This window comes from Serratia fonticola (assembly GCF_001006005.1).
Taxonomy (GTDB): domain Bacteria; phylum Pseudomonadota; class Gammaproteobacteria; order Enterobacterales; family Enterobacteriaceae; genus Chania; species Chania fonticola.
The window spans coordinates 2,424,381-2,439,631 of record NZ_CP011254.1 but is presented as its reverse complement, the minus strand read 5'-3'; the positions used below and the strand labels follow the sequence as shown (position 1 = coordinate 2,439,631).

General features: G+C 55.3%; 8 protein-coding genes. 5 read left to right on the top strand and 3 right to left on the bottom strand.

Going from position 1 to position 15,251, the window contains the following annotated elements:
* Window positions 1-27 precede the first annotated feature (27 nt).
* Window positions 28-1,275, bottom strand: coding sequence for a dicarboxylate/amino acid:cation symporter (locus WN53_RS10850; RefSeq protein WP_024483411.1), 1,248 nt, complete (start codon window positions 1,273-1,275; stop codon window positions 28-30).
* Window positions 1,276-1,499: 224 nt separating this feature from the next.
* On the opposite strand from WN53_RS10850, the gene WN53_RS10845 reads away from it, so the two are divergent.
* Complete coding sequence (locus WN53_RS10845; RefSeq protein ID WP_024483410.1) at window positions 1,500-2,429, top strand: LysR family transcriptional regulator; 930 nt, start codon at window positions 1,500-1,502, stop codon at window positions 2,427-2,429.
* A gap of 20 nt (window positions 2,430-2,449) precedes the next feature.
* Here the strand turns inward: WN53_RS10845 and WN53_RS10840 are convergent, their stop codons facing one another.
* Together WN53_RS10840 and mgtA are read right to left on the bottom strand one after the other, a co-directional pair.
* Window positions 2,450-4,843 (bottom strand): beta-N-acetylhexosaminidase, encoded by a 2,394-nt coding sequence (locus tag WN53_RS10840; protein WP_024483409.1) that lies wholly within the window; start codon window positions 4,841-4,843, stop codon window positions 2,450-2,452.
* Window positions 4,844-5,160: 317 nt separating this feature from the next.
* A complete protein-coding gene (gene mgtA / locus WN53_RS10835; protein ID WP_024483408.1) occupies window positions 5,161-7,869 on the bottom strand; it encodes a magnesium-translocating P-type ATPase in 2,709 nt (902 codons plus the stop codon).
* A gap of 537 nt (window positions 7,870-8,406) precedes the next feature.
* Between mgtA and treR the strand changes: the two genes are divergently transcribed.
* The 4 genes from treR to WN53_RS10815 all read left to right on the top strand — a co-directional run bounded on the left by treR (window position 8,407) and on the right by WN53_RS10815 (window position 15,191).
* The gene (treR, locus tag WN53_RS10830) at window positions 8,407-9,354 is read left to right on the top strand and encodes a trehalose operon repressor TreR (protein WP_024483407.1); all 948 of its coding nucleotides are present in this window, start codon (window positions 8,407-8,409) and stop codon (window positions 9,352-9,354) included.
* 189 nt (window positions 9,355-9,543) lie between these two features.
* Window positions 9,544-10,959: a PTS trehalose transporter subunit IIBC gene (treB, locus tag WN53_RS10825; RefSeq protein WP_021179093.1), complete on the top strand. Its 1,416-nt coding sequence runs from the start codon at window positions 9,544-9,546 to the stop codon at window positions 10,957-10,959.
* Between the two features lie 18 nt (window positions 10,960-10,977).
* Window positions 10,978-12,642 carry an alpha,alpha-phosphotrehalase gene (gene treC, locus WN53_RS10820; RefSeq protein WP_024483406.1) on the top strand — a complete coding sequence of 555 codons (1,665 nt, stop codon included), beginning with the start codon at window positions 10,978-10,980 and terminating at the stop codon, window positions 12,640-12,642.
* A 515-nt stretch (window positions 12,643-13,157) separates the two neighbouring features.
* Window positions 13,158-15,191 (top strand): glycoside hydrolase family 3 protein, encoded by a 2,034-nt coding sequence (locus WN53_RS10815; RefSeq protein WP_046808054.1) that lies wholly within the window; start codon window positions 13,158-13,160, stop codon window positions 15,189-15,191.
* Window positions 15,192-15,251 lie beyond the last annotated feature (60 nt).

Here is a 15,251-nt window from a genome sequence, read left to right as displayed (position 1 = left end):
AAAAATAATAGGGCTATGCAGCGGCCCTTACGCGATTTTTTCTGCTACATCCGTAAGACTTGCGTTTTCAGAGACCGGCTGCGGCTTTTTGCCCGCAAAGCGCTCAACAATTTGTGCGGCGTTCAGATCGTGGATCACGTTGATCAGCGTGGCCGGAGCGTCGGTTATAGTGCCCAGCACCACCAGCATCGGGATAGTTTCCAACGGCAGCCCCAACGTGGTAACAATGAAGATCTCGCCCAGGAAAGCCCCGCCGGGAACGCCACCGACGATAATTGCCGACAGCACGGAAATCAGCATCGTCAGGAAGAAGGTCTCCATCGTGAAGTCCAACCCCAGCACCGCGAAGATAAACACGATCTTCAGGGCCGCAATCATCGCCACGCCGCCCTTATTCAGGTTTACCAGCAGCGGCAGGGAGATGTCCACGATTTCCGGATTAATCCCCATCGCTTTGGCCGCGCGGATGTTGGCTGGCAAGGTGCCCAGAGAGGAGCAGGTGCCCAATGCGGTGGCCGAAGGCTCAATGGCGTTACGCCAGAAGGCACGTATCGCAGGTACACCGCCGCCAATCCAGGAGTAGAAGATGGAACCAAAAACGTAGTACAGCAGCGTCGCGGCAAAGAACAGACCGATGGCTCTGGCAAAGGTGACCAGCAACTGTGAGTCTTGGCTGGCCATGGTGGAGGCAAAATAGCAGCCCAGCCCGACTGGCGCACCCTTCATGATGATAGAGACAATCTTCATGATGATGGTGTTGAGATCGTTGAGCGAGTTTGACACCCGCTTGCCCTGCTCACCCGACTGGCCGATGGCGATGCCGGCAATCACGGACATGATAATCAGCGCCAGAATGTTGGATTTGGACAGCAGCCCGACGAAGTCGTTGGTGGTCACCATGCTGACAAAATCCATGCCCCCACCACCGGCATTAAACTTCTCAGCCAGTTCAATGGTGACGCCCTGCGCAGGGTTGAATAGGGTGGCCAGGCCGACGATACCGGCCGCAGGTATCAGCGCCATCACAATGGAAACGGCAAAAATCACCCCCATGATGCGCCCGAGCTTTTTCAGGTCGGTCATGCCGGCGATCGAGGACATCACGCTGACATTGACCAACGGTACGATGATCATAAACAGCAGGTTGAGGAATATCTTACCGATTGCCTGTAATTTCAACGCAATATCGGGGGCGTATATACCGACGATCCCCCCGAGCGTTAAGGCAAATAACAGAATAAAAGATGACTTGTAGGGTTCTAGACGTTTCCACATATTCAGTTCCTTATTATTATCTTTTTTGTTCATGTGACTTATGTCACTTTTTTATTTTTCTCAACAATAGTATGTGACTTGTGTGAGACAGGTCACCCCTTGGTGTTTGGTTGTGATCTGGTACGGTACAGCGTATTCTGCGATTAATAATGGCATCTTGTTTCCAGCGATGTAATAGCGCATTCGTACCGTTTAAAGAAATCACTCGTGAATTAAAGGAAAAAATGAGCAGCCCAGCGTCGTTAAAGCAACTGGAAGTTCTGGTCAAGATTGTGGAATGTGGTGGGCTGTCGGAGGCTGCCGCACACCTGAACGTCTCACCCTCGGCGGTCAGCAAGAGCCTGGCGCAGCTGGAAAGTCAGTTGGGCACCACCTTAATCAAGAGAACCACACGCAGCTTTACGCTCACCGAACCTGGACAATACTTATACAATCGTGCAACGCAACTGTTGCTGGATTTTAATGAATCACTCAACACCACCGCCGGTTACTATAATCACCCCAACGGTGAATTACGGATCACCTGCTCGATGGCTTTTGGTTATTCCCATTTGGCAACGTTGGCGAATCATTTTCGTGAGCGTTGTCCCGATGTTGATTTATATATTAACCTTAATGACAACTTTGTTAATCTTAATGAAACCAACTTTGATATCGCATTGCGCATTTCCTCCGAACCGCCTGTTAATTACGCAATGCGTAAATTAGCCACGGTGAATTGGGCCTATTGCGCCAGCCCAAAATATCTCGAAAAGTACGGTACGCCGCATTCCATTCAGGATTTAAGCCATCATCAGTGCCTGATTTACCCTGGCTTGACCCCGGTATGGAAGACTATTGATGAGCAGGGCGTCGCCCACCACTTGAAGACACGAACCCCGATCCAGGCCAACAGCAGCCTGGTGTTGCTGAAATCGGTGCTGGAAAATCAAGGCATTGCCTATCTGCCAACTTACCTGTTGGGCGATTTAATTGAGCAAGGCGCCTTGGTTCCGCTAGCGCTGGACGGCTCACTGACCCACCCGACCCACGGCCTGTATGCCCTGTATTTCCCCAGCCGCTACAGCAACCCCAAGGTACGTGCCTTTATCGATTTTCTGCTGGAGCAGCTACAGCCGGTGCCCATCTGGGATAGCTGGTTGGCGCAGTCTTAACCGCGCCATCCCCTGCCCGGTTACCGCACCGCGACTGCTCGCAACAACGTTTCCAGCGGGTACACCGCTGCAATCACCACTTCATCCCGGATCTGTGCTGCCGCGTCCAGCTGTTGCTGAGCCTGTTCCGCCTCGGCTTTACTCAAAGGCTTCCCTTGCTGATAGCGTTCCAACAGCATCAAGCCCAGATCGGCCAACGCGCTGACATCCTGTACCACCGGTGCCAAATCCTTCATCACCACGTTACCGGCTATCACCTGCTTCACCGGTGCACCGTTACGTTGCCAGCGTTGTAGACGTTCACGGATCGCCTCTGCCGCTGCGCGATGGTTCTTGTCTTTAAGCAGCAACGCCACCTGCTGATCGAGATCGCGTACCGCCGCACTTTCCGGTGGGATGGCATCGGCAAAGCGATTCAGCGGCTCAAATTGATGGTAATTACCTGCCTTGAACTTCAGGTGCTGACGGGTGTAATACTGCCCCGGCTCCACTGCTTCGGCCAAGACCTGCAATGGGGTGATATCTACGCTGTTAGCCAAACGGGTAAACTCACGCGCCGTTTCGGCGTGCTGTTGCAGGCCGACAGACACCACCGACCAGGCATCTATCGCCGCCAGGCGTTGGTACATATTGTCCTCATTGGTCACATCCTTGGCCGACCACATACGCTCCGCCACGGCAAAGGTTCTTGGCCACAGCTTGAGATCGAGCACCGGTGCGCGGATGTTTTCCGCCCAGAAGGCGGCTTCGCCCCCCAGAATATTGGCCTGATGCTGCTCATCCGGTACCACTGGCATCACGCCCGCCGGGATCGCCGTCAATTTACTGCCGGTGGTTGGGTAGCGCACGTTGCCCACCAGCGTGTAACCGCTCAGTTGATCTTGTTGCAAGGTGAATACCGGACGCGTGTCGCCCATCCAGGTATCAATGCGGAAGGTCACCTGTTGTGGCGTGCGCCATTCGATGTCCCGTACCGCACGGCGTGATTTGTCTTTGAAATCGATAAAACCACGCCATCCCTGCTTGCCTTCAATCAGCGTGAAGGTGCCTTCTACCGGGCTCCCCTTGAAACGCGGCATGCTGAATTGCCAGCTCTGCGCCTGCTCTCCCGCCTGCACTTCAGTATCTACCCCCAGCGGCTGCGGTAAAATTTCATTGCGATAGTGATAGGCGGTGCTGTGCGGCTGATCGAGATAGAAGCCGGTAGAGAGGATGCCTTGATAGCCATCCTGGGCGCTGGCTCCCAAAGAATCTGGCCCACGCCAGGATTGGATCACGATGGTGCGCGGCAAGGTCGGATGGTAAATCTCATCCCAACCCACCATGCGGCGCTGATGTTGTTCGAGGATCTTTTCCAGCTTCTGGTTGAAGAAAGCCTGCAGCGCATGGGCATCCGCCAGCTGGTTCTGCTGCATAAACGCCTGGATGGTTTTGGACTCTTTCCACTGGGTGGCATCCACCTCATCCCCGCCGATATGCAAGTAAGGATCGGGGAAGATCGCCACCAGTTCGCCGATGATGCTATCGACAAACTGATAAACCTTGTCATTCGAAGGATCGAGCGTCGGCTTGTGGACGCCCCAATGGCGTTCCATTTGATACGGCCCTGGCGCACTAAGCAGCTCTGGATACGCCACGGCAATGGTAGAAGCATGGCCCGGCAGGTCGATTTCGGGCACCACCCGAATGCCACGCGCCGTGGCGTAGGCGACCACCTGCTGCATCTGTTCACGGGTGTAGAAATGACCGTCACTGGCCAGTTGCTGTAGCTTTGGATAGTGCTCGGAAGCAAAGCGCCATCCCTGATCGTCGGTCAGATGCCAGTGGAATACGTTGAGTTTGGCCGCCGCCATGCCATCAAGCTGGCGCAGAATATCCTCCACCGGCAGGAAATGGCGCGCCGAATCCAGCAGTACCCCACGCCAAGGGAAGCGTGGGACGTCGGTAATGTTCACCAACGGCATAAAGGTGTTTTCGCCGTCGGTCTGCACCAGTTGCAGCAGCGTTTCCATGCCGCGTAGCGCACCGAAGCGAGTGTTGGCCGTCAGCGTCGCGCCCTGCGGCGTCACCTTGAGCTGGTAGCTCTCATCGCTGTCCGGCAGCGGCTGGGCTGCAACCTGGTGTTTGATCATGATGTTGATCGTTGCCGCCTGGTTTTTCTCGCCCTGTGGGGCCAGCGTCCAGCCGGTTTGGCGTTCCAGGCGATCGCGCCAGCGAGCCTGCGCTTCGCTCAAGTCATCGCCCTGAACGTTGAACGATAAGCGATAATCCAGCACCAGCTTGCCTTGCGGCTGAGCTAACTCAACCTGCTTTGGCCAGGGCATCAGCGGCAGATCGCCAGCCGGTTGGGCTAGTGCATTCAGGGAAAATAACAGCGAAGAAGCCAGTAGCGTATAACTGAAGGGTTTGTGCATCGGAAATTCCTCAGAGGAAAAAATCAATCTAGCCAAGGAAGTAGATAAAGACTGAGCCGGAGAGAGATGTCCAACCGCAGGGGCAAAACGGTGCGATGGATCACAGATTGGCTCTGGAGATGCCCCTCACCCCAACCCTCTCCCATAGGGAGAGGGAGCTGGCTCGGCGTTGTCATGAAATACCGTGATCTAACTACTTCACAGCAAAAGGGAGCTAGTTAGTACCGTGATCAGGTAAGTTTCTGCAACAGATGACGTACTCGGTCGGTCCCCTCTCCCTGTGGGTGAGGGTTAGGGTGAGGGGACCATCAGCAAATTTACTGCCAGCCATACCGGCGGACAAACCAGCCTTTCACGCACTGGGTCAGCACCATGTAACCAGCGAGGATCAGCACCAGCCACGGGAAGTAGCCCAGCGGCAACGCCTGCAGTTGCAGGAAGCCCGCCAGCGGCGAGAAGGTCAGGCCGATACCGATGGCGATCACCGCCAGCGTCATCACACACAGCGGCCAGGATGGGCGGCTCTGGATAAACGGAATTTTGCGCGTACGGATCATATGGACGATCAGCGTCTGCGACAGCAGCCCTTCCACAAACCAGCCAGACTGGAACAGCGTCTGCATTTCCGGCGTATTGGCCTGGAATACGTACCACATCAGGGCAAAGGTCAGCACGTCGAAGATCGAGCTTATCGGCCCGAAGAACACCATAAAGCGCCCCAGATCGCCAGAGTTCCAACGCTGTGGCTTGGTGATCTGATCGTCATCGACGTTATCGAACGGAATGGCAATCTGTGAAATATCGTACAGCAGGTTCTGGATCAACAGATGCAGCGGTAACATCGGTAGGAAAGGTAAAAAGGCACTGGCGATCAGCACACTGAAGACGTTACCGAAGTTGGAGCTGGCGGTCATCTTGATGTATTTCAGCATGTTGGCAAACGTGCGGCGGCCCTCTATCACCCCCTGCTCCAGCACCATCAGGCTTTTTTCCAACAGGATGATATCCGCCGCTTCCTTGGCGATATCCACCGCAGAATCTACCGAAATACCAATATCCGCCGCGCGCAGCGCCGGGGCATCGTTGATACCGTCACCCATAAAGCCCACCACGTGGCCCTGCTTACGCAGCAGTTGGACGATGCGCTCCTTGTGCAGCGGCGTCAGCTTGGCAAACACCGTAGTACGCGCCGCCGCCGCGACCAGCGTGGCGTCATCCATCAGTTCGATCTCGCTGCCACGCAGGATATGCTCCGCATCCAGACCCACGTCCTTACACACCTTACCGGCGACCAGTTCGTTGTCGCCGGTGAGGATCTTGACGGTTACGCCATTCTTTTTCAGCGCAGCCAACGCCGGTGCGGTGCTCTCCTTCGGCGGATCGAGGAAGGCGATATAGCCTTCGAGGATCAGATCCGATTCATCCGCCACGCCATACTCATGTTCCGCCGCTGGCAGGATCTTATTGGCCACCGCCACCACGCGCAGCCCTTGCTGGTTGAGCTCGTCGGTAACACGGCGGATGCGCGCCAGCAGCGCTTCGCTGAGCGGGATCACCTCATCTTCCTGACGCACATGGCTACAGATCGACAGCATCTCTTCCAGCGCGCCCTTGCAGATCAGCTCATGGTATTGCGCCTCTTTCGCAACCACCACTGACATGCGGCGGCGTTCGAAATCGAACGGGATCTCGTCCACTTTGCGGTAATGCTGCAACGCGTCCGGCTGTTGGCTTTCGTCGGCACAGGTCAGCACCGCCACATCCAGCAGGTTTTTCAGTCCGGTCTGGTAGAAGCTGTTCAGCCAGGCGTAACGCAGCACCCGCTCGCTGTTGGCTCCAAACACATCGGTATGGCGCTCCAGCACAATTTTGTCCTGAGTCAGCGTGCCGGTTTTATCGGTGCACAGAATATCCATCGCGCCAAAGTTCTGGATCGCGTCCAGACGTTTGACGATCACCTTCTGGCGCGACAGCTTGACCGCCCCTTTCGCCAAGGTAGAGGTGACGATCATCGGCAGCATTTCCGGCGTCAGCCCCACCGCCACCGAGAGCGCAAACAGTGCCGCTTCCCACCAGTCGCCTTTAGTGAAGCCGTTAATGAGCAACACGATTGGCGTCATCACCAACATGAAGCGGATCAATAGCCAGCTTACTTTGCTGATACCGGCCTGGAAGGCGTTGGGCTGCTCATCCTGGCTGGTTACCCGCTGCGCCAACTGGCCGAAGTAGGTTTCGCTGCCAGTACCAATCACTATGGCCAGCGCGGTGCCGCTGACGACGTTAGTGCCCATGAAGCACAGGTTTTGGCACTCCAACGGATCGCTCACCTGGCCACGGGGATCCGCCACTTTTTCTACCGGCAGCGATTCACCGGTCAGCGCTGCCTGGCTGATAAACAGATCTTTGGCAGACAGCAACCGAAGATCCGCCGGGATCATATCCCCAGCCGACAGCTTGATGATGTCGCCCGGCACCAACTGTGAAATCGGCAGTTCGCTATGTTCGCTTTTACCGGTATGCGCATCGCTGCGGTACACCGTCGCGGTGTTGCTGACCATCGCCTTCAGCGCATCCGCCGCCTTGTTGGAGCGGGCTTCCTGAATAAAGTGCAGCAGCGTGGAAATCAGCACCATCAGGCCAATCACCAGCGCAGCGATTAGATCCTCGGTGGCGTAGGAAATCAGCCCCAGCACGGTCAGCAGCAGGTTGAACGGGTTGCTGTAACAGTGCCACAGATGCTTCCACCAGCTTTCGGCCAGCTGGTTTTCGATGGTGTTGCTGCCAAACAGTCCGCGGGCAGTTTCTGCTTCATGCGCGGTGATGCCTTCCGGGTGACTGTTGAAACGCTCATACAGTTGCATCGCGCTGGCGGCGGCACATTCCAGGCGTTGTTTAGCCAAACCGGCAGGCAGCTCTTGCGCCGAGCCACTGACGCTTTCCAATAGCGCATCACGCCGCACCAGGCGGCGTGGCAAATTGCGGCTGAGCAAACCCAGCAGCCGACGGGGGATATATTTAAATTTCATCGTTCGCACCTCATCGCCCAGCGCCTCACGGCAGTGGGTGAACGGCGGATCGGCCCGCTGGCTTGATTTTCTGACGCGCCAAAAATCCTCCGCCGGAACAGATCCTATTATTTTCAATCACAACAGAGGCGAACTATCGAGCAAGTGCCGCTGCTTACCTAAACCGGTAAAACAGCAACGCAGAGCGGAGAGGTTTTACCGGGGAACCGAATGAGTAGTGTCGGGGCTCGGATCAGGATCCATTCAGGGATTTACCTCCGGTAAAGAAAAAGTGGGAACGGCAAAGGCGGCCATTCCGTTTTGCAACACTATGGGCTGCGCACCAAGATCCGCGCGTTAAAATGCGCTATGGTAGCGAGCATAAGTGGGATGTTGTATACCCTATGAATTTCAAGTTGCAGCTAGGCGACAAACTTACTCATCCCCAGGAGCTTACTTTAGTAAGTGACTGGGGTGTATAAGTACAGGTAACAACGCTGCAACTTGAAAGGCGACGGGTATAAGTTTAAGCCTCATAACCTAAATGAAAAGTAAACCATGCAAAACCGGCTGACAATCAAGGATATCGCCCGCCTGAGCGGGGTAGGCAAGTCTACCGTCTCACGCGTGATGAATAACGAAGGCAGCGTAAGCCCGCAAACCCGTGAACGGGTGGAGGCGGTGATCCGTAGCCAGGGTTTTACCCCGTCAAAATCGGCCCGCGCCATGCGTGGCCAGAGCGACAAAGTGGTCGCCATTATCGTTTCCCGTCTGGATTCCCCTTCGGAAAATCAGGCCGTGCGCACCATGCTGCCGCTGCTGTATCAGCAGGGCTTCGATCCGATCGTGATGGAAAGCCAGTTTGAAACCCGGTTGGTCGAGGAGCACCTCAACGTACTGCGCCAGCGCAACGTCGACGGCGTGATCCTGTTCGGCTTTACCGGCCTGACCGCAGATATGCTCAAACCGTGGCAGGAAAAGATGGTGGTGGTCGCCCGCGAATATCCGGGTATCTCCTCCGTTTGTTATGACGATGAAGGTGCCGTGAAACTGCTGATGCAGCGCTTACGCAAGCAGGGTCACAGCCATATCAGCTACCTTGGCGTGCAGGAGTCCGATGCCACCACCGGGATGCGTCGCCATCAGGCCTATCTGGATACCTGTCGCGCGCAAAAAATCTCGCCGCTGGTGGCGTTGGGTGAACTGAACTATCAGAGCGGTTTCCAACTGGCCGCCAACGTGATTGAACCGCAAACCACCGCGCTGGTGTGCGCCTCCGATACTATCGCGCTAGGTGCGATGAAGTACCTGCAACAGCAACAGATTACGCCAATCCAGGTGTGCGCCATCGGTAATACGCCAATGCTCAACTTCTTGTTCCCAGAGACGTTTTCCGTTGAGTTGGGCTATGGCACCGCAGGGCAGCAGGCGGCCCTTCAGCTGCTTGGCCAGTTGAGTGGTGAACTGAGCATCCGCCAAATCATTATCCCCTGCAAACTTGCCTAATAGCGGGCGCAGCATGCTGTGCCCCTACATATCGTAGCCAGAGTTCATTTTGACGCTATTTGCGGCTTTATTGTTCATTTTGTGATCCTCACCGCAAGTTGGGAACGTTCCCATTTAATAAAAACGGCCTAGTGGCTAAGCTTAAAAACATCAATACCTCTGAGCCTCACTGATAACAAAGGTGCCATAATGAGCAAAGTTCAGCAGCAGGACATCGATCGCCTGATCGTGCTGGTGGGTGGCCGTGAGAATATCGCCACCGTCAGCCACTGCATTACCCGCCTGCGTTTCGTCCTTAACGATCCCGCCAAGGCCAAGCCGAAAGAGATTGAGCAGTTGCGCATGGTCAAAGGCTGTTTCACCAACGCCGGGCAGTTCCAGGTGGTGATTGGCCCTGAAGTTGGTGATTACTATCAGGCGTTAATCGCAGCCACCGGCATCAACGAAGCCGATAAAGAACAGGCCAAACTGGCCGCTCGCCAGAACATGACCTGGTTCGAACGCGGTATCTCCCACTTCGCCGAGATCTTCTTCCCACTGCTGCCAGCCCTGATCAGCGGCGGTTTGATCCTGGGTTTCCGCAACGTGATCGGCGATATCCCGATGTCCGGCGGACAAACGCTGGCACAGATGCACCCAGCCTGGAAAACCATTTATGACTTCCTGTGGTTATTGGGCGAGGCCATCTTTATGTTCCTGCCGGTGGCTATCTGTTGGTCAACGGTGAAGAAGATGGGCGGTACCCCGGTACTCGGCATCGTGATGGGGATCACCCTGGTCTCCCCGCAGTTGATGAACTCCTACCTACTCGGCCAGCAAGTGCCAGAAGTGTGGAACTTTGGCTGGTTCACCATTGAGAAAGTGGGCTATCAGGCGCAGGTGATCCCGTCGATCCTCGCCGGTATGGCGTTGGGCTGGATCGAAACTCGTCTGAAAAAGATCGTGCCGGATTATCTGTATCTGGTGGTGGTGCCGGTGGTTTCCCTGCTGTTGGCCGTGTTCCTGGCTCACACGCTGATCGGTCCGTTTGGTCGCATGATTGGCGATGGCGTCGCTTGGGCAGTGAAGTGGGTAATGACCGGTAGTTTCGCCCCGATCGGCGCGGCACTGTTTGGCTTCCTGTATGCACCGTTGGTGATCACCGGGGTGCATCAGACCACGCTGGCAATCGATATGCAGATGATCCAAAGCATGGGCGGTACGCCAGTCTGGCCGTTGATTGCCCTGTCTAATATCGCGCAGGCCTCGGCAGTGCTGGGCATCATCATCGTCAGCCGCAAGGCCAACGAACGTGAGATTTCCGTACCGGCCGCCATCTCCGCCTATCTCGGCGTGACCGAACCAGCCATGTACGGCATCAACCTGAAATATCGCTTCCCTATGCTGTGCGCGATGATCGGCTCCGCCTTCGCAGGCTTGATTTGTGGCCTGACCGGCGTGATGGCCAACGGCATCGGCGTAGGTGGCCTGCCGGGCATCCTGTCTATCCAACCGCAGTTCTGGCTGATCTACTCCGTAGCTATCCTGGTGGCCGTAGTGATCCCACTGCTGCTGACCATGATGGTTTACAAACGCAAAGCCAGCCGCGGCGAGTTACCGGTTTAAACTGAAAGGTATTTTTTTATGAGCAATGTAATTCCCTGGTGGCAGAACGGCGTTATTTATCAAATCTATCCGAAGAGCTTCCAGGACAGCACCGGTAACGGCTATGGCGATCTGGCAGGGGTAACTCAACGGCTGGACTATTTGCAGGAGCTGGGCGTCGATGCCATCTGGCTGACGCCGGTCTATGTCTCGCCCCAGGTCGATAATGGCTACGACGTCGCCGATTACTGCGCCATCGATCCGGCCTACGGCACCATGGCCGACTTCGAACACCTGGTGGCACAGGCCCACCAGCGCAGCATCCGTATCGTGATGGATATGGTGTTTAACCACACCTCCACCGAGCATCCGTGGTTTAAGGCTTCGCAGGATCCTGCCAGCCCGCTGCGTCAGTTCTACATCTGGCGCGATGGCGAAGGTGACGCCCTGCCCAATAACTGGCGCTCCAAATTTGGCGGTAATGCCTGGCAATGGCACGCCGACAGCGGCCAATATTACCTGCACCTGTTTGCTACCGAGCAGGCCGACCTGAACTGGGAACACCCGCCGGTGCGCGAAGAGCTGAAGAAAGTGTGCCAGTTCTGGGCAGATAAAGGCGTGGATGGGCTGCGCCTTGATGTAATCAACCTGGTGTCCAAGCAGCAGGACTTCCCGAGTGATAACCAGGGCGATGGCCGCCGTTTCTACACCGACGGCCCGCGCATTCACGAGTTTTTGCAGGAGATGAGCCGCGACGTGTTTCAGCCACGCGGCCTGATGACCGTGGGCGAGATGTCTTCAACCTCGCTGGAGCATTGCCAGCAGTATGCGGCGCAAAGCGGTGCCGAGCTGTCGATGACCTTCAACTTCCACCACCTGAAAGTAGACTATGCCAACGGGCAGAAGTGGACGCTGGCCGCACCAGATTACGTCGAGTTGAAGCAGATTTTCCACCACTGGCAGCAAGGCATGCATAACCGCGCCTGGAACGCGCTGTTCTGGTGTAATCACGACCAGCCACGCATCGTTTCGCGCTTTGGCGACGAGGGCGAGCTGCGAGTCACCGCCGCCAAGATGCTGGCGATGGTGCTGCACGGTATGCAGGGCACGCCGTATATCTATCAGGGTGAAGAGATCGGCATGACCAATCCGGGCTTCCAGCAGATCGGAAGCTATCGCGATGTGGAAAGTCTGAATATGTACGCCGAACTGCAGGCTCAGGGAAGAAACGAAGGCGAACTGTTGGCTATTCTGGCCAGCAAATCACGGGACAATAGCCGCACGCCGATGCAGTGGGACGCGACACCCCACGCAGGCTTCACCACCGGTACGCCTTGGATAGCCTGTGCAGAGAACTACCCCCAGATTAATGCCACGGCAGCATTGGCCGATCGTGATTCGGTATTTTACGCTTATCGCCATCTGATCGCCCTGCGCAAGCAATATCCGCTGCTGACTCACGGCGACTATCAGGATCTGGCCCCGGCTCACCCGGCATTGTGGTGCTATCAACGTAGCTGGAATGGGCAACGGTTGCTGGTAGTTGCGAACCTGAGCCGCGAACCGTTGGCATGGGATGCCGCTGGCGTTGAATTTTCTGAACTGTGGCGTCCACTGATAAGCAACTACATGGATGCTGCAGAGCAGCCACGGGCCGGAGTTTTGCGGCCTTTCGAAGCAAGTTGGTGGTTGCTGGAGTCCTGATTGGGCACCGGGAGTTGTTTGCTACAATCCATACATAATTGTCTGAAAAACATTGATTTTGTATGGATCGAACAATGAAATTGGCGCTGGGAACACTTCCTCAGTTACTCAGCGCCTGCCAGCAAGCGCCAGGCAGGGGCCAAAAGGCAGCGGATCTTACAGCGACGCCCTGCCGTTGAATCATATATTTAACACCAAGTAATTGACCTTTATTATTCCCCGTATAAATAAATCACCCAGCACAATTATTCTTGCTTTCACTTAACTTGCCTAAATTTCTTCCTAAATCATTATTACGCTATTTCAGGCGTAAAAAGATCTGCATCCAAGATCAAAATGTGAAGGATATCCCAAATTGTAAATAGATTTATTTCACGCTGTAAAAAAAACATGCAATAATAGGTAAAATTCAGATTAAAAACATAATTACATAATAAATATAACTATTTTAATTAAACCACCAGACTGATTTTTCCCATCGGCCTTTTTACCTCTCGCGAAATGGAGCACTCTTTATGACCATCAAAAGGAAGTCGATATTTATAGTCAGTGGTTTATTAGCCGCCGGATTGACCGGCTGTGACAATAATGATACCCAGATTACTCCGAGTAATCAGGCGGAGCTGGAGAGCAGAAATATCCCCACGCTTACCGTCGACGGGCTGAAATTTAAAGATCTGAATAAAAACGGCCAGCTAGATCCTTATGAAGACTGGCGTCTTGATAGCACCACCCGAGCCCGCGATCTGACCGCGCGCATGAACGTGGAAGAAAAAGCCGGTGCCATGATGCACGGTACCATTGGCCTCGATGGTGCTGGCCGCGTCGATATTAGCGCCGCCGAAGAAGATGTTAACCAACGCTTCGTCAACACCTTCATTACCCGCATGGCGGGCGATCCACAGCATATTTCGGCCGATAACAATGCGCTGCAGGAAATGGCCGAGAAGTCTCGCCTCGGTATACCGGTAACCATCAGTACCGACCCGCGCAACCACTTCGTTAACGATCCGAATGCCACCAGCGTCGCGGCAGGCAGTTTCTCACAATGGCCAGAGCCGCTCGGGCTGGCGGCAATCGATGATACGGCACTGTCCAAAACCTTTGGTGATATCGCCCGTCAGGAGTACCGGGCCGTTGGGATCCATATGGCGTTATCACCGCAGGCCGACCTTGCCACCGAACCGCGCTGGGGCCGCATCAACGGTACCTTCGGCGAGGATAACCAACTCGCCAAACGTCAGGTACAAGCTTATATCGAAGGCTTCCAGCATGGTGACAAAGGCTTGACCCAAGACAGCGTCATCACCGTGGTCAAACACTTTGCCGGTGGCGGACCACAGCTTGGCGGGTTGGATCCACACAACATCTTTGGCAAAGAGCAGGTCTATCCGGGCGATAATCTGGAATACCACCTGGTACCGTTCGAAGGGGCATTTGCCGCCAATGTGGCCTCGGTGATGCCCTATTACGGCCAACCGATCAACCTGTGGTACAAGGATCAGCTGATTGAAGAAGTAGGCTTTGGCTTTAACAAGCAGGTGTTGACCGAGATGCTGCGTGGCCGCTTTGGTTTCACCGGCGTAGTGCTGAGTGACTGGGGCATCCTGGAAAGCTGCGAAGGTAAATGCGCCACCGGCATCAGCGATGCCGACATCGCCGCCGGAGTCTCGCCTTGGACTGCCGGGATCGGCATGTCGTGGGGCGTTGAGAACCTCACCCGCCAGGAACGCGTAGTGAAAGCGGTGGAAGCCGGGATCGATCAGTTCGGCGGTACCAGCGATCCTAGCGATCTGATAGAAGCCATCAACCAGCAACAGCTGCCGATCGCCACCATCGACGCTTCCGTCACACGCATTTTACAGCAGAAGTTTGAGCTGGGGCTGTTTGAGAAACCTTACGTGGATGAAGCCAAAGCGGTGAAAATTGTCGGCAATGCGGAGTTCCAGCAGAAAGGGGATGATGCACAGCGCCGTGCGCAGATCCTGTTGCAGAATAACCAGGCCCTGTTGCCATTGGCACTGAGCGGCAAGAAGGTGTTCCTGCATAACGTCAACGCTACCGTGGCGGCACGCTATGGGTTGGAAGTCGTCGCTACGCCGGAGGAGGCGGAGATCGCCATCCTGCGAGTAGATACACCGCATCAGAACGATCCGCACTACCCGTTTGGCGTTTCGGTCAACTTTGGCCAACTGGGCTTTGACGATGCCGATACCGTGGTGCTGGATCAGAAAGCTGGCACTTACAGCGGCAGTGAAGACTATCAGTTGATCAAACAGGTGAAGGCGCTCAACATTCCAACGGTAATTTCCGTTTACCTCGATCGCCCGGCGATCCTGACCAACATCGTGGATAAAACCGACGTACTGCTGGCCAACTTCGGCGCGTCCGACGAGGCGGTGCTGGATGTGATCACCGGCAAGAGCAAGGCACAGGGTAAGTTACCGTTTGAGCTGCCATCCAGTTGGCAGGCGGTGCTGGATCAGAAAGAGGATGTGGCACACGATTCTGTCGATCCGTTGTTCCCGATTGGCGCAGGTATCTTGTAATACGGCCCTCTCCTCATCCCTCTTCCCTTGCGGAAGAGGGATGTAGAACGTCACCCTGCC